Origin of the sequence: Prochlorococcus sp. MIT 1307 (genome assembly GCF_034092395.1) — a bacterium.
GTDB lineage: Bacteria > Cyanobacteriota > Cyanobacteriia > PCC-6307 > Cyanobiaceae > AG-363-K07.
On record NZ_CP139301.1, the window covers coordinates 1,105,556 to 1,124,637 of the forward strand.

At 41.7% G+C, this 19,082-nt stretch carries 20 protein-coding genes; 10 read left to right on the forward strand and 10 right to left on the reverse strand.

Annotation, left to right across the window (positions count from 1 at the left end):
* Window positions 1–7: 7 nt before the first annotated feature.
* Window positions 8–328: a translation initiation factor gene (locus SOI82_RS05750; protein WP_320666510.1), complete on the reverse strand. Its 321-nt coding sequence runs from the start codon at window positions 326–328 to the stop codon at window positions 8–10.
* Window positions 329–370: 42 nt separating this feature from the next.
* On the opposite strand from SOI82_RS05750, the gene trpB reads away from it, so the two are divergent.
* On the forward strand, window positions 371–1,621 hold the full coding sequence (gene trpB, locus SOI82_RS05755; RefSeq protein ID WP_320666511.1) for a tryptophan synthase subunit beta: 1,251 nt from the start codon (window positions 371–373) through the stop codon (window positions 1,619–1,621).
* Window positions 1,622–1,626: 5 nt separating this feature from the next.
* Here the strand turns inward: trpB and SOI82_RS05760 are convergent, their stop codons facing one another.
* Complete coding sequence (locus SOI82_RS05760; protein WP_320666512.1) at window positions 1,627–2,625, reverse strand: HrcA family transcriptional regulator; 999 nt, start codon at window positions 2,623–2,625, stop codon at window positions 1,627–1,629.
* A 78-nt stretch (window positions 2,626–2,703) separates the two neighbouring features.
* Window positions 2,704–3,057, reverse strand: a complete 354-nt coding sequence (locus SOI82_RS05765) for a rhodanese-like domain-containing protein (RefSeq protein WP_320666513.1) — start codon at window positions 3,055–3,057, stop codon at window positions 2,704–2,706.
* 75 nt (window positions 3,058–3,132) lie between these two features.
* Here SOI82_RS05765 and SOI82_RS05770 point away from each other — a divergent pair, with 75 nt between their 5' ends.
* From SOI82_RS05770 to SOI82_RS05805, 8 genes are all read left to right on the forward strand, one after another.
* Window positions 3,133–4,740 (forward strand): DUF3352 domain-containing protein, encoded by a 1,608-nt coding sequence (locus tag SOI82_RS05770; RefSeq protein ID WP_320666514.1) that lies wholly within the window; start codon window positions 3,133–3,135, stop codon window positions 4,738–4,740.
* Window positions 4,741–5,158: 418 nt separating this feature from the next.
* Window positions 5,159–6,352, forward strand: coding sequence for a citrate synthase (locus SOI82_RS05775; protein WP_320666515.1), 1,194 nt, complete (start codon window positions 5,159–5,161; stop codon window positions 6,350–6,352).
* Window positions 6,353–6,376: 24 nt separating this feature from the next.
* Entirely contained in the window at window positions 6,377–7,531 is a 1,155-nt protein-coding gene (gene nuoH, locus SOI82_RS05780; protein ID WP_320666516.1) for an NADH-quinone oxidoreductase subunit NuoH, read from the forward strand.
* 118 nt (window positions 7,532–7,649) lie between these two features.
* A complete protein-coding gene (gene ndhI / locus SOI82_RS05785; RefSeq protein ID WP_320666517.1) occupies window positions 7,650–8,294 on the forward strand; it encodes an NAD(P)H-quinone oxidoreductase subunit I in 645 nt (214 codons plus the stop codon).
* Between the two features lie 2 nt (window positions 8,295–8,296).
* Window positions 8,297–8,899, forward strand: coding sequence for an NADH-quinone oxidoreductase subunit J (locus SOI82_RS05790; RefSeq protein ID WP_320666518.1), 603 nt, complete (start codon window positions 8,297–8,299; stop codon window positions 8,897–8,899).
* Window positions 8,900–8,935: 36 nt separating this feature from the next.
* A complete protein-coding gene (nuoK, locus tag SOI82_RS05795; RefSeq protein WP_320666519.1) occupies window positions 8,936–9,265 on the forward strand; it encodes an NADH-quinone oxidoreductase subunit NuoK in 330 nt (109 codons plus the stop codon).
* Window positions 9,266–9,272: 7 nt separating this feature from the next.
* Entirely contained in the window at window positions 9,273–10,205 is a 933-nt protein-coding gene (locus SOI82_RS05800; RefSeq protein WP_320666520.1) for an NAD(+) kinase, read from the forward strand.
* Between the two features lie 11 nt (window positions 10,206–10,216).
* Window positions 10,217–10,717 (forward strand): CYTH domain-containing protein, encoded by a 501-nt coding sequence (locus SOI82_RS05805; RefSeq protein ID WP_320666521.1) that lies wholly within the window; start codon window positions 10,217–10,219, stop codon window positions 10,715–10,717.
* 25 nt (window positions 10,718–10,742) lie between these two features.
* On the opposite strand, the gene SOI82_RS05810 is transcribed toward SOI82_RS05805, so the two are convergent.
* The gene (locus tag SOI82_RS05810; RefSeq protein WP_320666522.1) at window positions 10,743–10,907 is read right to left on the reverse strand and encodes a hypothetical protein; all 165 of its coding nucleotides are present in this window, start codon (window positions 10,905–10,907) and stop codon (window positions 10,743–10,745) included.
* Window positions 10,908–10,955: 48 nt separating this feature from the next.
* Window positions 10,956–11,234: a helix-turn-helix domain-containing protein gene (locus tag SOI82_RS05815; protein WP_320666523.1), complete on the reverse strand. Its 279-nt coding sequence runs from the start codon at window positions 11,232–11,234 to the stop codon at window positions 10,956–10,958.
* An 87-nt stretch (window positions 11,235–11,321) separates the two neighbouring features.
* Here SOI82_RS05815 and SOI82_RS05820 point away from each other — a divergent pair, with 87 nt between their 5' ends.
* Window positions 11,322–12,215, forward strand: coding sequence for a methylenetetrahydrofolate reductase (locus SOI82_RS05820; protein ID WP_320666524.1), 894 nt, complete (start codon window positions 11,322–11,324; stop codon window positions 12,213–12,215).
* Here the strand turns inward: SOI82_RS05820 and SOI82_RS05825 are convergent.
* From SOI82_RS05825 to SOI82_RS05845, 5 genes are all read right to left on the reverse strand, one after another.
* The gene (locus tag SOI82_RS05825; protein ID WP_320666525.1) at window positions 12,196–13,374 is read right to left on the reverse strand and encodes an NDP-sugar synthase; all 1,179 of its coding nucleotides are present in this window, start codon (window positions 13,372–13,374) and stop codon (window positions 12,196–12,198) included. The two genes, SOI82_RS05820 and SOI82_RS05825, sit on opposite strands and share 20 nt — an antisense overlap.
* A 55-nt stretch (window positions 13,375–13,429) precedes the next feature.
* Window positions 13,430–14,323: a segregation/condensation protein A gene (locus SOI82_RS05830; RefSeq protein ID WP_320666526.1), complete on the reverse strand. Its 894-nt coding sequence runs from the start codon at window positions 14,321–14,323 to the stop codon at window positions 13,430–13,432.
* A gap of 146 nt (window positions 14,324–14,469) precedes the next feature.
* Window positions 14,470–16,146: an NAD(P)H-quinone oxidoreductase subunit 4 gene (locus SOI82_RS05835; RefSeq protein ID WP_414153488.1), complete on the reverse strand. Its 1,677-nt coding sequence runs from the start codon at window positions 16,144–16,146 to the stop codon at window positions 14,470–14,472.
* 89 nt (window positions 16,147–16,235) lie between these two features.
* A complete protein-coding gene (locus SOI82_RS05840; protein ID WP_320666527.1) occupies window positions 16,236–18,254 on the reverse strand; it encodes an NAD(P)H-quinone oxidoreductase subunit 5 in 2,019 nt (672 codons plus the stop codon).
* A 37-nt stretch (window positions 18,255–18,291) separates the two neighbouring features.
* Window positions 18,292–19,026, reverse strand: a complete 735-nt coding sequence (locus SOI82_RS05845; RefSeq protein WP_320666528.1) for an NnrU family protein — start codon at window positions 19,024–19,026, stop codon at window positions 18,292–18,294.
* Window positions 19,027–19,082: the final 56 nt, after the last annotated feature.

Consider the following 19,082-nt stretch of genomic DNA (forward strand, 5'->3'; position numbering starts at 1 on the left):
TCTTAGGTTATCCACCAGATTTTTTGGGCCTATACCCCTCTTGCCTCAAAAGCTCTAAAGCATCTGAAACCTGGTCACCTTGTAGCTCAAGAGCATCTGCTTTTAAGGTCCCTCCAGTTCCACAACGGGTTTTCAACCTCTTTAAAAGAGACTTGGCTGCTATTGAATCGAGCTCAAGCCCACTAATTACAGTTACGGTCTTCCCACCTTTACCACCTCTTAATCTCTGAACTCGCACGTGACGTTCCGCTTTGTCTGCAATCGATTGAGATCTTTGCATTTTTGATGTTGAAGGATCATTAAATTCAAGCCAACTTCCTTTAGGCATTGATCTAATTCTTAGGCTGGTATATATCTTCCCCTCATCACGGTGACAAGCACGCTTTCATCTCAACCAAAAGATGTGGATTTAACAGTCAATGCACGTCCAACCTCTCTAGGCCGTTTTGGTCGGTATGGAGGTCAATATGTACCAGAAACTCTTATGCCTGCTTTGAGTGAATTAGAGCAGGCTGCTACAAAGGCATGGAAAGATAAAGCATTCACCAGAGAACTAAATCATCTGTTGCGCTCTTATGTAGGGCGCGCAACACCTCTATATGAAGCAACAAGGCTAACCAAGCATTACTGCCGCTCTGATGGTGGACCAAGAATTTGGCTTAAGCGCGAAGACCTCAATCACACAGGTGCTCACAAAATCAATAACGCATTGGGCCAAGCCCTGCTTGCTTTAAGGATGGGGAAAAAGCGAATTATTGCTGAAACAGGCGCTGGACAACATGGAGTAGCCACAGCAACTGTATGTGCAAGATTTGGCCTTCAATGTGTTATCTACATGGGTGAAGAAGACATGAGAAGACAATCACTCAATGTATTCCGAATGAAACTTCTTGGAGCACAAGTAGAACCTGTAAGTGCAGGAACAGCAACCCTAAAAGATGCGACAAGTGAAGCCATTCGTGATTGGGTTACTAACGTTGAAACAACTCACTACATTCTTGGCTCAGTCGCAGGCCCGCACCCTTATCCAATGCTGGTAAGAGATTTTCATGCAGTCATAGGCCAAGAAACACGACAACAATGTTCTGATGCTTTTGGTGGATTGCCCGATGTACTTCTCGCATGTGTAGGAGGAGGCTCTAATGCAATGGGTCTTTTTCACCCATTCGTAGAAGAAACATCTGTGAGAATGATTGGAGTAGAAGCCGCAGGTGATGGTGTAGACACTGGTCGCCATGCAGCCACTATCACTGAAGGGCGAATAGGAGTCCTACATGGAGCAATGAGCCTTCTACTCCAAGATGATGATGGACAAGTTAAAGAAGCACATTCCATAAGTGCTGGTCTTGACTACCCAGGAGTTGGCCCAGAACACAGTTATTTACGCGAAATTGGCCGAGCTGAATATGCAGCGGTCACTGATCAAGAAGCTTTAAATGCACTGAAACTAGTCAGTCAACTTGAAGGAATTATTCCTGCTCTTGAAACTGCCCATGCTTTTGCTTGGCTAGAAACACTATGCCCGACACTAAAGCCTGGTACAGAAATAGTCATCAATTGCTCTGGCCGAGGAGATAAGGATGTCAATACAGTTGCACAAAAACTTGGTACTGAGCTTTGACACAACTAACTCAAAACTCGAGCGAGGTGATCTGCGACACTTCGCACAGCGGCCATTGCTGTTGCATAAGCCATACGCATTGGGCCAACTAAAGCAACATGACCAACACCCTCATTAGAACTTTTATATGTCGCTTGAACCACGGCACAATCAACCAAAGCCTTATGAGGGTGTTCGGCCCCAATCCAAACACCATCCAAACGTGAGTCATCCATAGGTACAACTGCGGCTGGGTGACTATCCATTAGTTCTAAAAGAGGTCGCAAACTATTGCTTTGGCTAAATTCAGGTTGAGCCACTAATCGAGACATTCCATGAAATAACGCACCAGTCTCTACATTTGAGAGAGAGTACCTATGACTCTGAATTGCCTCTCTTACAATTGTTCCACTCATATGAAGCTGAGGAGGCAAAGCTGACCAATCCAAGCTTCCCTTGTCTGATTGAGCCAGTTGCTTACGAATCCAAATTTCCATTGCTTCAAGCTCACCTATGGCCTCAAAAGGGAGACGAACATTCAAGTGAGTTGCATGATTAGAACTTTCTACAAGCATGACTAAAAGTCTTTCTCCGCTTTGCACCAAACGAACCTCCTCCAACATTTTTTGCTTTCGAACAGGTCTAGTAATCAAACTCATCAAACCTGTAAAATCAGTAAGACGTTTAGCCAATTGCCATAAGAGATCATCCAATGCAGCTAGTCGAAGACTCATATGCGTCAATTCACTTTCCAAATGTTGCACAGTCACTCCTGGAGGAGGTAAGAGCCAATTCACATAATGCCGATAGCCTTGTGGACTAGGAATCCTTCCTGCTGAAGGGTGAGGCTGTGTGAGTAATCCTTTGTTTTCAAGAGCCCCCATATCCGATCGAACTGTCGAAGAACTAGCTTTTAAACTGAAGCGACGTACCAGGGCTTTACTACCAACAGGTTCCATTGTGTCCACGTAATGATGCACCGTGGCTCGAAGAACGTCTTGTTGTCTTACGGGGAGAGACTCCAATGGATCGAAACAATAATTAGATGGAACGAAGACTTATCACCTCACTCCCAACACTATTAAGAAGTCTTCGATAACTACTCAATAACGAGGAACATTGGGATCAACATTTACGCTCCAGGCATCTATCCCCCCTTCAAGATTCCAAACTTCGTTTCCCCATCCTTGCTCTAACAGCCAAGTTGCAAAATTCCAACTACGCACACCTGAATGACATATCACCACCACTGGTTGAGTTTTTCCTAGTCTCTCAGGTAATTCTTGAACCCATACAGACGCTTTACTTAAAGGCAAATGAATCACTTGAGAAGGGAAAGGAGCCAAAACTAATTCTTCATCCTCCCGAACATCTACCAACACCAAATTAGAAGCGTTTGTATTTAGCCAACTATGTAGCTTTTGAGGAGCAAGATTCTTGGGAACGTGCTGAACCATTTGTCCATTGTCAGTCCAATAGGAATTCTGCTCGGTAATGGATAAAAATAGCCACAAGTGTCGTATCGCTAATCCATGAAGGTTCGTCCCTTCCTACTTAGTTTGACGACTGCATTGGTGTTTCTGCAGTTCATAGTATTTGTCCCTGAGAGGGTTCTAGCCCTCTCAGGGACAAATCCAACTGAGAATAATCAACTTGAACTGCCGAAAACAGCTAAATTTTTACCCCAAAATTCATCAGTATCTCTTCATTGGACAATAAAAGAAGAAAAGCTTCCTCAATACCTGCAATCAACTGAGCCTTTAGAGAAAAAGATAAGCGAAGCTCAAAAAATATCCAGAGAGTTAATAGAAAACTTATTTGCACTTGCAGGTCTAAATTTTTATTCTGATCTTTCAGAATGGATAGGGCCTGAAATCAGCTTTGCTTTTTTTGAAGCAAATGAAGATCATCAAGATTTTGACTGGGTAATGGCCATATCAAGTAGAAATGTTAGTGAGAGTAAGAACTTTCTACAGAGTTTTTGGCAAAAACAACGCTTAGACGGAATAGATTTAAATCTAAGTGAGTATAGGGGAGTTACTTTAATTAGCGGTAATCAGACTTCAACTGTCAATAGCTACCAACCTGTATCTACAGCTTTAGTAAGTGATAACCTAATTGTCATCGCTTCAAAGAAATCAAGGCTAGAAGACTCTCTAAGTATTTCCCAATTACCCGGTCTAAATCAATTAGGCAATCAAACTCTAAAACAATCAATTAATCATCTTAATAATGGATTAGGCATACTAACAATTTCCCCAAAATCATTATATTCCTTATTCTCACTACCATTAAAAATAAGTGAGCGTGATGACTTTAATGGTTTTGTAGCGTCCTTTCAGGCTAATGAATCCTATATTGATATTAATGGATTTTTAGAATTTAAAAACCCTATTAAAAAACAAACACCTCAAAACAATGAGAACATCTCAACTCATAAAATCGCGGGGACATCAGAAGAAGTAGTCGCATTTTTTAATTCACCTTTAGATTTACTTAGCAAGTCAAGCAATGATCCTCTAAGTCAATTGATAGGTCCAATATTAGTAGCCAAGCTTCAATCTTTAGAAGGGGTTACAGCTAAAGCTATTATTACTTTTAATGAGGGCCCATTAATTTGGCTAAAAGAAGCCAAGGGTTGGGTCATAGGGACCAAAAAAGGAAGTCCACCTATATCTCTTATTGATAAGCTACTCACGAAAGAGAATTATAAGAGGTCAGAGCTATTAATCAATAATAAAATCTTTCAAGTATGGTCAAAACTGGTCACCGAGCATGTCCAAGATGGTGACAAATTAAAAACTAAAATTGGCGCAATTTTATTGCAAGATTCTGATATTAATTGGTGGGGGGAGAACCTTTTTGCACTTCAGCAAAAAGAACAAACTGAATCAAGACTAAAGCAAGAAGAATCGGGAGAATTTCATCCAGAAGGCATGAATATGTCTGCAATGCAAATATCCTTAAATGCAATACAAGCGCAAGAACAACTAAATCAGTGGTATCCTTGGCAGCTTCTAAAAGTAATAGGAAGTGCTTCGATAACTCCAAACATCCAGGGAATGGAAATTTCTATCAATACAGATTCGGAAAGAAATCCTAACAGCATCAATCTTAACACAAAGTTGGATATTAGTTAATATTTATGCTTGCACTAAGGTGAAATCCATTGAGCAGTTTTTATCTTTAGCTTTATATATAAACATCAGTTGGACTAGCTCCTTGAGAGAAGAACAAAAATCACTTTCATAATTAATATTTACTGAGCCAATGAAAATTCCTAAATTTCGCCCTTTTAAAAAAATGTGAAAGCTTTCCTTATTAAAGAGATTTAAATAATTTCTCTTATTTCAGTTCCTTTCAACTCATATGGTTTATTTCGGCACTTCTCCACTTCAAGTCAAGAGAGGTGGCTTCTATACCTAGTGATGGTTGCATCCATCTAAAATGAAAAAATAATTCTCAGACCTTCTTGAGCCATGCCTATAACAGCACTTATAGAACCAGTCTTCATTTAGCTCACATAATTTTCTTCATTGGCCCATTATCTCTAAAGATATGCTTGCGGAGCAAAAAACAATAGATCAGCATCTCGACCCCATAACGATCGGATTGCGTCCAGGACTGGAAGGCGTACCAGTCACCCAGTCTGCAATTTGTGATATTGATGGCATCAAAGGAGAACTTAAATATCGCGGCTACCCTATTGCTGATCTTGCAGCTCAAAGCAGTTTTCTAGAAACTACTTATTTACTGATTTGGGGAAATTTACCAAGTCCACAACAATTAAGGGATTTTGAACGAGAAGTTCAAATGCACAGGCGGGTGAGCTTTAGGGTCAGAGACATGATGAAATGCTTCCCGGCTTCAGGACATCCTATGGATGCCCTGCAATCCTGCGCGGCATCACTTGGCCTGTTTTATTCCCGAAGAGCAATAGACAACCCTCAATATGTCTATGACGCTGTGGTGAGGCTGATTGCCAAAATCCCAACTATGGTTGCAGCCTTTCAATTAATTCGAAAAGGGCAAGATCCAATTCAACCTCGTGATGATCTTGCTTATTCGGCAAATTTCTTGTACATGCTCACAGAGCGCGAGCCAGACCCTCTTTCAGCAAGGATCTTTGATAGGTGTCTAATTCTGCATGCAGAACATAGTCTCAACGCCAGTACCTTTAGTGCACGAGTTACTGCAAGCACGCTGACTGACCCTTATGCCGTAGTCGCCTCTGCAGTAGGCACTCTCGCTGGCCCTCTTCATGGTGGTGCAAATGAAGATGTAATTAAAATGCTGGAAGATATTAGGCTCCCAGAAAATTCTTCCTCATATCTAGACAAAGCAATTGCACATAAACAAAAAATCATGGGTTTTGGCCATCGTGAATACAAAGTAAAAGATCCGCGCGCCTCAATTCTTCAAGGACTTGCAGAAGAACTCTTCGCACGATTTGGCAAGGATGAAATGTATGACGTTGCAAGAGCTCTCGAAAAAGAAGCTTCGAACCGTCTAGGTGCAAAAGGTATATATCCAAATGTTGACTTTTATTCTGGACTGGTTTATCGAAAACTTGGTATTCCTAGAGATCTTTTCACACCAGTATTTGCTATATCTCGAGTTGCTGGCTGGTTGGCTCATTGGCGTGAACAACTAGGTGCCAATCGAATTTTCAGGCCATCACAAATTTATACAGGTGTAAAAACAAGAAAATGGAAGCCGGCTGAAGAACGTTCTACTCCCGAAAACTCCTAATTTGAATACATCTCATCCATGCCAATGGTGACATCTACTGGCGCAGCATCCCAGGCCCTAACAACACCAGGGATCGATCTTGAATTGAGCTTCAATCAAGCTATGGAGGGTCTAGGCCTCTCCCATCAAGTCGCTCATTTACTTTGGTTACCGCTACCAATGCTGCTCGTTCTCGTGGCAGCTGTTGTTGGAGTGCTAGTAACTGTGTGGCTTGAACGGAAGATCTCTGCTGCTGCGCAACAGCGAGTGGGACCTGAATATGCAGGGGCCCTAGGAATACTTCAACCAATGGCAGATGGACTCAAACTACTGGTTAAAGAAGATGTAATCCCTAAACGAGCTGATGGACTGCTATTCACCCTTGGTCCCGTGCTGGTTTTGGTGCCAGTAATCCTGTCCTGGCTCATAGTTCCATTTGGCCAAAATCTTGTAATTAGCAATGTAGGGATAGGCATCTTCCTATGGATAGCCCTAAGCAGTATTCAACCGATTGGCTTACTAATGAGTGGTTATGCGTCAAACAACAAATACTCACTTTTAGGCGGACTTAGAGCTGCTGCTCAATCTATAAGTTATGAAATTCCTCTTGCTCTAGCAGTACTAGCGATTGTGATGATGAGCAATTCTCTAAGCACAGTTGACATTGTTGGGCAACAAAATAGTGCAGGCTTTTTGAGTTGGAACATATGGAGACAACCTGTAGGTTTTTTAATCTTCTGGATCTGTGCCCTTGCCGAATGTGAGCGCCTACCTTTCGATCTTCCTGAAGCAGAAGAAGAATTAGTTGCTGGATATCAAACCGAATACGCAGGAATGAAGTTCGCCTTGTTTTATCTAGGCAGTTATATCAATCTTGTTCTTTCATCATTACTTGTATGTGTTCTGTATTTAGGCGGCTGGGGCTTCCCTATCCCTATTGAATGGCTAGCTAACTGGTTAGGTCAGTCTGCAGATGCACCTTTCATCCAAATCATTACTGGATCAGTAGGCATTGTAATGACTGTAATGAAAACCTACCTGTTAGTTTTCCTGGCAATATTGCTCCGTTGGACTACCCCCAGAGTGCGAATTGATCAACTTCTTGATCTTGGGTGGAAGTTTCTACTGCCAATTTCCTTAGCTAACCTCCTGATCACAGCATCCCTCAAACTCGCATTTCCTTTGGCTTTTGGCGGCTGACTAGACGACAATCCCCAAGACTAGAATTCTAAAAACATGAGTAATTCTACTTATAACGTTGAAAAGGCTTGTAAGATTTATCACGTACAGGCTTTTCACTCATGGAAGTTCTGAGCGAATGATGAGTTTCCTCAAAAAAGTTTCTGATTACACCAAGGATGCGTTTGGTGCGGCTAACTACCTTATCCAAGGACTAGCCGTTACTTTCGACCACATGCGCCGGCGCCCGATAACGGTTCAGTATCCATATGAAAAATTAATTCCTTCTGAACGCTACCGAGGCAGGATTCATTATGAATTCGACAAGTGCATAGCTTGTGAAGTCTGTGTCAGGGTATGCCCAATCAATCTTCCAGTAGTTGATTGGGTAATGAATAAAGAAACTAAGAAGAAAGAACTTCGTAACTATTCAATAGATTTTGGTGTGTGCATATTTTGTGGGAATTGCGTTGAATATTGCCCTACTAATTGTCTTTCTATGACAGAGGAATATGAACTTTCAGCATTTGATAGACATAGCCTTAACTATGACAATGTTGCTCTGGGTCGACTACCAACCAGTGTTACCACAGACCCTTCAGTCAAAGCTTTACGTGAACTACCCTATCTGCCTTCAGGAGTAATGGATCCACATGAGCTTCCCGAAGATCAACCAAGAGCAGGACAATTACCTGAAGAAATTTTTGAATCTATGAACAAAAATCCCCCTCAAAAAAATTTAAAAGAGTCCAACAAAATTGCAAATCAACTAGAAAAGAATTAACAATGAATATTGCTACTTCCACTGAGTTAATTTGTTTTTTAATCCTTGCTGCAGTGGTAGTAATTGGCAGTCTAGGTGTAATTCTACTAACAAACATTGTTTACTCAGCATTCTTGCTAGGAGGAGTATTTATGGCTGTTGCTGGGCTATACCTTCTATTAAATGCCAGTTTTGTAGCAGCAGCTCAAGTACTCGTTTACGTCGGTGCCGTCAATGTACTAATTCTTTTCGCAATCATGCTGGTCAACAAAAAAGAAGACCTTAAACCAATAAAGAATTTACAAGTTAGACGAATACTTTCTGGAGCAGTATGCATAGGACTATTAGCACTACTTGTCCGAGTTGATTTAACTACTCCTTGGGCTCTGCCTGGTCCACCCGCAATAGGAGAACAAGCAACTGTGCGAATTGGCGAGCATCTTTTTACAGATTATCTTTTACCATTCGAGCTTGCCTCAGTCTTACTACTAATGGCCATGATTGGAGCAATAGTTTTAGCACGAAGAGATGTTCTCGTTAGTGACGTAGGCACAGGAAATTCGGTAGACCAGAATCTCATAGAAAAAGCTGGAAGTCCTCTTCTGATTGATAAATCCTCACCATAAATTAACTACAATTATTAAATTTAATCATTTATTCCGATGCTAGTAACTTCCTCCCTCCACGTCACACTTCAAGCTTATCTCCTTCTTGCTTCTTTTTTATTCTGTATAGGGGTATGGGGACTGATCAATAGTAGAAATGCTGTACGTGTATTGATGAGTATTGAATTAATGCTAAATGCTGTAAATATAAATCTAATGGCATTCTCTTCGTATCTTGATGGTGAATTAATTCGTGGACAAGTCTTTACAATATTTGTCATTACAGTTGCCGCAGCAGAAGCTGCGGTTGGATTAGCCATACTTCTATCCCTATATCGAAATAGAGTAACTGTTGACATGGAAAATTTCAATTTACTTCGCTGGTAGAAAAAATATGTTCCTCGATCTGGTCTGGTTGATCTATCGGGCAGGTAACAAAGCTGCAGCAAAAGAAGGCTTAGCTCTTTCAGGTGAACTAAGTTCAATCTGTTCAGTAACTGTTATTGAAACATGCAATATTTCTAATAGTCCTTTAAATAATCTTCTTAATTCGACAACATCTTTACCAGATTTAGCTGTTGTCTTAGGGGGTGATGGAACTGTACTTGATGCTGCGCGTCATCTTGCTAAACATAATGTTCCTATTTTAAGTTTCAATATTGGAGGACATCTAGGCTTTCTGACTCATAACCGACACTTACTCAATGGTAAAAACCTCTTACAAAATATTATCGAGGAAAATTTTTCTATAGAGAAAAGAATGATGATTGAGGCAAAAGTAGAAAAGAAATTTACATCAGAATCAGTCATCTACTCAAAAGAAAAATCTTTTGCAAATGAACATAAATATTGGGCTTTAAATGATTTCTACCTTCGGGCCTACAACGACGAGATTTCTCCCACATGCACTTTGGAATTAGAGATTGATGGAGAAGCTGTTGATCAATACAAAGGAGATGGGCTGATCTTATCAACACCAACAGGTTCGACGGCATATTCAATGGCCAGTGGAGGGCCAATTCTCCATCCAGGTATCGCAGCGATTATTGTCAGTCCAATATGTCCAATGAGCTTATCTAGCAGGCCTGTGATTGTTCCTGCCACATCAAGACTAGTTATTAAGCCCTTAGGGACGAGAACTCGCAGAGTCAAGCTTTGGCAAGACGGAGCTAGTGCAGCATTACTTGAGCCAGAAGATAGCTGCGTAATTACACAGGCACAGCTACATGCACAAATGGTGGTACTAAATCAAAGCCCTTCCTATTACAGAACACTGGCTCAAAAATTACATTGGGCAGGCAGCCTCAATAAAAATAAAGATTTTTAATTCATATTCCAATGGCACTTGAAATTGAAAGAAGGTTTCTTGTTAAAGGCCAAGAATGGAAAACAATTGCAAGAAATGCACAACATTTTCGGCAAGGATATCTAGTTACTAGCGTTAAGAGCTGGACAGTAAGAGTGAGAATTATCGAGCAAGAAAAAGCATGGCTCACCCTGAAGTCTCCGGCTGGAGGAATAGCAAGACATGAATTCGAATACTTGATACCCCTGGATGATGCTGAATCACTTTGGGACCAGGCTTTATATAAGCTCACGAAAACTCGATACGAACTCAGACTGAATGGATTCGACTGGGTTATTGATTGCTTTGAAGATCAAAATGCTCCATTAGTAATAGCCGAGGTGGAGTTAACTTCACATAATCAAGCAATAGAAAAACCAAATTGGTGCTACCAAGAAGTCACAGCTCTCCAAAAATTAAGCAATGCTGCGTTAGCTCAAGACCCAGTATCTAATTGGTCAATCGAAAATCGGTTAGCAATAAATCTCAACTAGCAGGCCAAGCAAGCGCCTCGCTCCTTTAGATTCTCTTTATATTTTCTGCTTCTCTTTCGGGCTGGCAGGAAATCATTTCTATAGGAGTTCCAGCCTTTGTATGGTTTATACGATACCGACGGGATTCTCCGCTATATAGGCGGAGATCGTGAAGCTTGCTTGGCATATGCAGAACTATTTGAGATGCCATCAATTGATTGCTCCTTAATTTCTCTTCCAGAGCCAAGTGCCTTAGGGATCAGTGATCGGAAGAAATTTCATCGGGCAATGAGCAGCAATTAAATCCATCACGACAAATCTTTCCATGATCCATCGCCCAGTTGAGCAAAGCTACTCGGTTCTTGGATCCCGTTTTAGTAAACATATTGCTGACATGGTTATCCACTGTTCTTTTACTGATCGTTAACCGCTCAGCAATTTCCTGATTAGTAAGCCCATCTGCCACTAATTCGATAATCTCCATTTCCCTCGCCGAGAGGTTCATGTGAGCCGCATTGGAGACTTCGCCTGTGGCCATAATCTCCCTCTCAACTCCTAGGTTTCATAGTAGGCAGACTAAAGGTACATCGATATTCCATAGTTAGTACTCTTCGAGCAAAAAAATTTGCGGTCAGTTTTAGAACGCTCTCTCTCATCAGAAGGAGTGACAATTACAGCTGAGATAATGCCCCCACGAGGCGCAGACCCATCACGGGCCATTCAAAAGGCCCAAAAGCTTGCAAAGCATGTTCATGCACTAAATGTGACAGACGGCAGTAGAGCTGTGATGCGAATGAGCAGTCTGGCCTTGTGCAAATTGCTCTTAGACATCGGACTTGATCCTGTGTTACAAATTGCTTGTCGAGATCGAAATCGTATAGCTCTTCAAGCTGACCTACTCGGGGCGAATGCGCTAGGGATTAAAAACGTTCTATGCCTTACAGGTGATCCTGTGCGCGTGGGCGATCAGCCAGATACAAAACAAGTTAGTGAATTCAATTCTATTGGTTTACTCAAACAAGTAACTTCGCTTAACAAAGGAGAAGACCCAGTATCTGGAGAACTAGCTGATGGGCCAACAAGCTTGTTTCCAGGAGCCGCAGCAGACCCAAATTGTCCGAGTTTTAATAGTTTGCGTAGACGGCTAGAACAAAAAAGGGATGCTGGAGCACGTTTTCTTCAAACACAAATGGTGATGGACCCTAAGGTCTTAGAAAACTTTTGCAATGAAGTCGCTAATCCGTTGGAATTACCAGTACTTGCAGGAGTTTTCTTATTAAAGTCAGCAAAGAATGCCTTATTTATTAATCGGGTGGTTCCTGGTGCATGCATCCCCAATTCAATTGTTAATCGTCTTGAACAGTCCACCGACCCAGCTAACGAAGGGATTGCTATCGCAGCAGAACAAGTCCAAAGATTTCTTGGTTTAGCAAAAGGTGTTCATGTAATGGCTATCAAGGCAGAAGAAAGGGTTGCTGAGATACTCGAACGAGCTGGAGTTAGTTCGCTGCAGCAGTGAGATCAGTACCAAGTAATTCAGCCATAGCTTTTTGCTGGGGAGATGGTTCACCTAAGTCTTGTCTTCTGGAATCAGTAATCAACCAATCAAGAGCAGCTTCTTGAAGATCAAAATGATTGCCATTTTTACCGACACAATAAGTACCAAAAACCAATTTCTCTACCAGTTGTACTCCTGGACCAATTCGGGAATAATCAAAGATAATTGAATTATCTATTGTTGCCCCTTCACAGATACAACAACTAGGGCCAATCATTGAAGGTCCTATAATAGTTGCACCATCCTCAATTCGGGTCATTCCACCAACATACACAGGCCCTTTAACATTAATTTTATCCCAATTAGCTGCAACATTTAAACCTGCATAAATCCCTGGTCTTACTTGCTTTCCAGGGATGCCCACCTGACGAACCTCCCCTAAAAGTACATTACGAATAGCCCTCCAATAATCAGGAACCTTGCCTATATCTACCCATTCAAAATCCATAGGGAGGGCATAAAATGGGGCCCCCATTTCTACCAATTTAGGAAACAAATCTGACCCAATATCAAATGGAGTATCAGAAGGAATATGTTCAAATACTTCAGGCTCAAAAAGATATATTCCGGTATTAATCGTGTCACTCAAGGCAACATCAACTGAAGGTTTTTCTTGAAAGGCCTTGACCCTATCATCCTCATCAGTCACTACTACTCCATAACTACTTACCTGATCTTTAGGAACTCTTTTAGTTATTAAGCTAGCCAAAGCTCCCTTTTCTCTATGTCGCCTAACAGCCTCAGTTAAATCAAGGTCTATGAGGGCATCCCCACAAAGCACAACAAAAGTGTCATCAAAAAATTCTTGAAAGTCTTGAATTTTTTTCAATCCGCCTGCAGAACCAAGAGCGTCCCCAATTAACTCCCCATCTTCAATTCGACCTTCAAAGCTATAAGCAATTTCCACACCAAAACGCTGACCATCTCGAAAATAATTTTCAATTTCTTCAGCCAGGTGTGAAACATTCACCATGACTTCCTTGAACTGATGTTCCTTCAACAATTCCAGCAGAAACTCCATAACGGGTTTCTGAAGAATTGGGATCATTGGCTTTGGGATAACGTGCGTAATAGGTTGTACACGCGTTCCTTTGCCTGCCGCTAGGATCATCGCCTTCATTGGCGTTGTAAGCCTCAGCTAATAAAACAACATAGACGCCCTTTTACTTCAGAATCTATGCCGCAGCCGGCGAAGCATCTGGCACGTTCAAAGTCTTTAATGGAAGTTGTGTAATCGTACCTGGAGAAAGAATTCGTTTAACACTCAATGGAGCGTATAAAGAACCGACTTGTTGAAGTTCAATTTTCCCCTGCGAGCACAAGAAAAGTAACGCCCAAAAAACCCCTACTCGATCAGTATCCAAATCAGGATTAGCAGCACCCTCCCAATGTCTAACAAGCAATTCAAAGTCCATCCAATGCAAAGCTGGTTCCAAAGTATTTAAAAAAACTCCTAATGCAGCTGTTGTCTCTGGCAACTTTTCTCTATGGGCTAAAGCATTGACTTGTGAGATCACCTCCCTTTCGGTAAATCGCTTATGAGGGCGACGCTTACGGTTCTGCAATTCATCTGAATCAATTTGTTCGGCAATAGCTTCAAGCTGCTCTATAAGCTCTCCTAAGGTCACAGGCCTCCTTAGTGGTGGTGGAGCCACAGGCCTTCTTAAAAGATGCTGTTCTGGGCGCAAAGGGATCACAAAGCTCGAATCCAGCCAACCTTGTTCTGAAGAATCAAATTCAAAACTCTCTTCAGGCTCACATTCACTCGGGAATGTCTCAGCTTCGAGTACTTCAGCCTTCAAACCAACTAAAACAGAAGCAGCTAAGAAAGCTTCACTACTTTCAGCTAGGTCCCGTTCAAATGTTCCACCATTACGTTCTAATTGCTCTGAAATTTGTCTAGGGACCTCAATTCTCTGACGCAGTTGATCAAGAAAACCGTCCACAACAGGAATTACATCAACATCCCAAGGATCCAGTTCTCCCTTCTCTGCTGCATCTTGCAACAGACGGATAGCTAGGCGGGCGCCGCCTGAATCAACACCCAGTTTCAAAGGGTGATCATGCAATGGGAATGTGAACCTCCTGGCAAGGTATCAATCTTGAAGACCAGACGCCAGGGGGGAGGGAAATATTTTTGATTTACTAATTGCGCTCATTCAAATTCTTGCTATTTATAAATAGTTCTGATTTAAACTTAGCTGCCTGAATGAATTTAACTCTTCAAAGTTATGGGGAAATGAAACCTATCAGAAGACAAGATTGCAGGAGTAAGATTAACCTTTTCAACAGAAGATGATGACAGCCTATTCAATCTTTCCATAGCATCAAGATCTCTTTCAACTAAAGCTTCTATTGATGCCCTGTAGCTATCAGTCATAAGTCTTGGATATAAACCAATCCCAATTATTGGTACTAGCAATGAGCTAATAATATAAACTTCACGTGGTTCAGCATCTACAAGATTTGTATTGGAAGTTAGGTTTGTATTCTCTTTTCCAAAAAAGATTTCTCTCAACATCGAAAGCAAATAAATTGGTGTAAGGATTACGCCTACTGCCGCTAAACCAGCCATAACAATCCTAAAAGGCAACGTATAAGCCTCATCAGTTACAAAACCAGCAAATACCATTAATTCCGAAACAAAGCCACTCATACCTGGCAAAGCAAGGGAGGCAAGAGAACAAACAGTCCACAAAGCAAACATAATTCGCATTTTTTGTCCAACTCCACCCATCTCATCGAGTTGAAGGGTGTGCGTTCTGTCATAAGTAGCTCCAACAAGAAAGAAAAGGCTTGCTCCAATCAAACCATGGCTAATCATTTGCAACATCGCACCACTTGTACCAAGAGCACTAAAGCTTCCTATCCCAATTAAAACAAAGCCCATATGACTAATAGAGCTATACGCAATCTTGCGTTTAAGATTCCGCTGAGCAAAAGAAGTTAGAGCAGCATAAATAATATTTACTACTCCCAAAACTATTAAGAGTGGAGCAAATTCAGCATGGGCTTCAGGTAAAAGTTGAGCATTAAAGCGTAATAGTGCATAACCACCCATCTTCAAAAGTATTCCTGCCAACAACATATGAACTGGAGCAGTAGCCTCTCCATGAGCATCAGGCAACCATGTATGCAAGGGAACTATCGGGAGCTTGACACCAAAAGCAATTAAAAGGCCCGTATAACAGAGGACTTGAAAGCCTGTCCCAAAACTTTGCTGAGCAAGATGTGTAAATTCAAAATTTGGAGGACCTTCCCCAAAGAAACCCATTGCAAGTGCTGCTAAAAGTATAAATAAGGAACTTCCAGCTGTATAAATGATGAATTTCGTAGCAGCATATTGACGTTTTTTACCTCCCCAAATGGCTAATAAAAGATATACAGGTAAAAGCTCCAGCTCCCAAGCAAGAAAGAAAAGCAACATGTCTTGAACCGCAAAAACCGCAATCTGACCTCCATCCATGGCCAGTAATAGAAAGAAAAAGAGCTTTGGCTTATAGGAAACTGGCCAGGCGGCTAAAACTGCTAAAGCAGTAATAAAGCTGGTTAAAAGAATCAGGGGCATTGACAAGCCATCTGCCCCAACTGCCCAAGAAAGGCCTAGGTCTGGCAGCCAATTCAATCTTTCGGATAATTGCAGACCTTCTTGACTCGGGTCATAACCTTCTAAATAAGCAGCAACTGTGATCAGAAAAGTTACCAATGCGATCCCAAGCGCAAACCATCGCACTTGTTTACCTTCCCCCTTATCAGGGAGAAATGGCACAAATAAGGACCCCGCAATTGGGAACAGAATCGAGGTGCTTAACCAAGGGAAATCTGCGCTCACCTGATCTATGACCATCTCTGTAACAGGGAAAAAGGTTGCATCAAAAGCAAACTCGAACAATTAAAAGGTGGGGCACATGTGAAGTGTAGAAATACTGAGCTTTCTGACACCCTCTCTATAGGCGTTGACACACAAGGAGAAAAATTAAATCAAGCTGGAGGTGGTGTACCTAGTACCCCAAAAAGAGCCACTAGAGCAATTACACCACCAAAAACTATAAGGGCATAAAACTGAGCGCGACCCGTCTCGAAATATTTAAGTCCTTCTCCACTTCCTAACGTTAGAAGGCCAGTGAGATTAACCACGCCATCAACAACCTTTGCATCTACCTCAAGCACTTCACGTGCAAGTTTACGACTACCTTGAACAAAGATTTTTTCATTTATATCATCTAAATACCACTTATTTATTAGAAACTCATTAATTTTGGGGAACCTTGCTGCTATCAATTTCCCAAGATCAATACGATGAAGGTAATACGCAAATACCGCAAGAGATATCCCAGCACTTGAAATAGCTACAGAAGCTCCAGCAAGTGGAAGAAAATCCAACCAAGAAAAAGCGTCTTTCATTTCAAGAGCTTCCAAAGGGTTCAAAAGATTTGCAAAGCGGCTATTCCATGGAGTTCCAAGTAAACCAATTAATATCGATGGCACAGCCAATACCGCTAAAGGGAGAGTCATTGACCAAGGAGATTCATGTAATTTGCCTTCTTGATGATGTTCCTCCTCTTCGTCGATAACTTTTCCTGCTTCCTGAAGCAATTGGAGACGAAGCTTGTGATCTTCGCCCCTAAAAGTTCCTTCAAATGTAAGGAAATAAAGACGGAACATATAAAATGCAGTCATCCCAGCAGTGATAAATCCAATAAGCCAAAGATAAGGAAAGGTATTAAATGCTTGACCAAGGATTTCGTCTTTACTCCAAAAACCTGCAAGTGGAGGAATCCCGCTAATTGCAATACAACCAACAAAAAAAGTAATTGCCGTGATGGGCATTTGCTTTCGCAGGCCCCCCATAAGTCTCATATCCTGAGCAAGGATAGGTTCATGACCGACCACCTCTTCCATTGCGTGAATAACAGACCCTGAACCCAGAAAAAGCATCGCTTTAAAGAAAGCATGAGTCACTAAATGGAACATGCCTGCTACAGGAGCCCCACAACCCATTGCCAGCATCATGTAGCCGAGTTGTGAAACCGTGCTATATGCCAAACCTTTTTTAAGATCCATTTGGGTTAAAGCTATTGAGGCCCCAAGGAAACAGGTAATTGTTCCAACTACAGCAATAACCAAACCCACCATTGGGAATTGGCTATACAAAGGTTCTAGTCTGGCCACAAGAAACACACCGGCTGCAACCATAGTTGCTGCGTGAATTAAGGCTGAGATTGGGGTAGGACCTTCCATTGCATCTGGAAGCCAAACATGGAGAGGAAACTGAGCAGACTTTGCCATTGGGCCCATGAAAACCAACAAACACAATGTGAGAGCCGCCCACATAGGAACTGTTCCTGAACTAATCGCATCAGATAGTCCTTCAGAAATACCCTGAAAATCAAAACTTTCAGTAGCCCAAAACAATCCCAGAATGCCCAATAAAAGTCCAAAGTCGCCAACTCTATTAACTACAAATGCTTTCTGCGCTGCATGAGCAGCACCATCTCTGTCATACCAAAAACCAACTAACAAGTATGAACACATCCCAACTAATTCCCAAAAAACATATATCTCAAGCAAATTCGGACTAACAATTAGACCAAGCATTGAACTACTAAACAACGCTAGGTAAGTAAAAAAACGTACGTATCCCTTGTCATGGGCCATGTAGCCATGGGAATAGATCATCACCAGTAATGCAATAGTGGTGACCAAAGACAACATCACAGCTCCCAATGGGTCTATCAAATAACCCATTGGAAGAGTGAAGCTTCCTGCACTTGCCCAAACAAAAAGATGCTCTACAGGAGCAGCCCCTCTTAATTGCTCAACCAATACTGCATAACTCAGTACAGCCGATATGCCTAAACAAGTTAAAAGCAATATGGCTACTGGCTTCCTTAAGCGATTTATGGCTGGATTAAAGCTTATTAATCCCAACCCCGTAACCAAAGCTCCTAAGAGCGGAAGCACTGGGATTAACCAGGCGAGTTCAGCAGCCGAAGGCATCCTGTATTTTCAGGTTCATGTGAGTGTAGGCATTTCATCAAAGGAGTTGAGGGAAATGAAATGAGAGAAATGCTTCACTCGCATTTGAAATAAATTGATGTGCCCACCAAAAAACACCAATTGCAATACAAATTCCTAGTTGCGATGGTCTAAGAAATTCATTCCATTGCAATTTTTGTCGCCCGTCAATTACTGCTAAAAATGGAAAAACGGATGTAGTTCTTCGCAATTCATCAAACGAATCACCGAATTTTGCTTTAAGGCGACGGTCACCATGCCATACAGCAAATAAATGATGACATATCAGTCCTACGCAAGTAACCATCATGAAACTGCTCCCAATCCAAAGTCCATGGGTAAAGCACCAAAGAACTTGACCAACTGCTTGGGGATGTCGGCTTATCCGAATAATTCCTGTTGTATAAAGCCTTACTTCTGGTTTCCTTACAGCAGGAATTTCTAGCAGGTTATAAGTAGCCGGATAAAGGAAAAGAAAGCTAATAGCAGTAAGAACAAAAATTATTGGTACTACCCCAGATACACCCTGAATATTCCACAGACGTACTCCGTCATAACGATGAGCAAGAAAATATCCGATCAGGACAACTGCAGAAGGAATACTGGTTCCAGCAAAAATCAATCTCCAAGCTCTAGCGCCGATAAGAGATTCGGCACGAGCACGAATAGCCGCGCCTCCACTATGAATAAAAGCAAAAATGATTAATAAACCCATCATCACCAAAGAACTCTGATGTAGGCCTAATGGAAACATTTGTGCCACCTGATCTCTTTATTAATTATTAGGCCTCACCCACCTGGTAGTTAGGT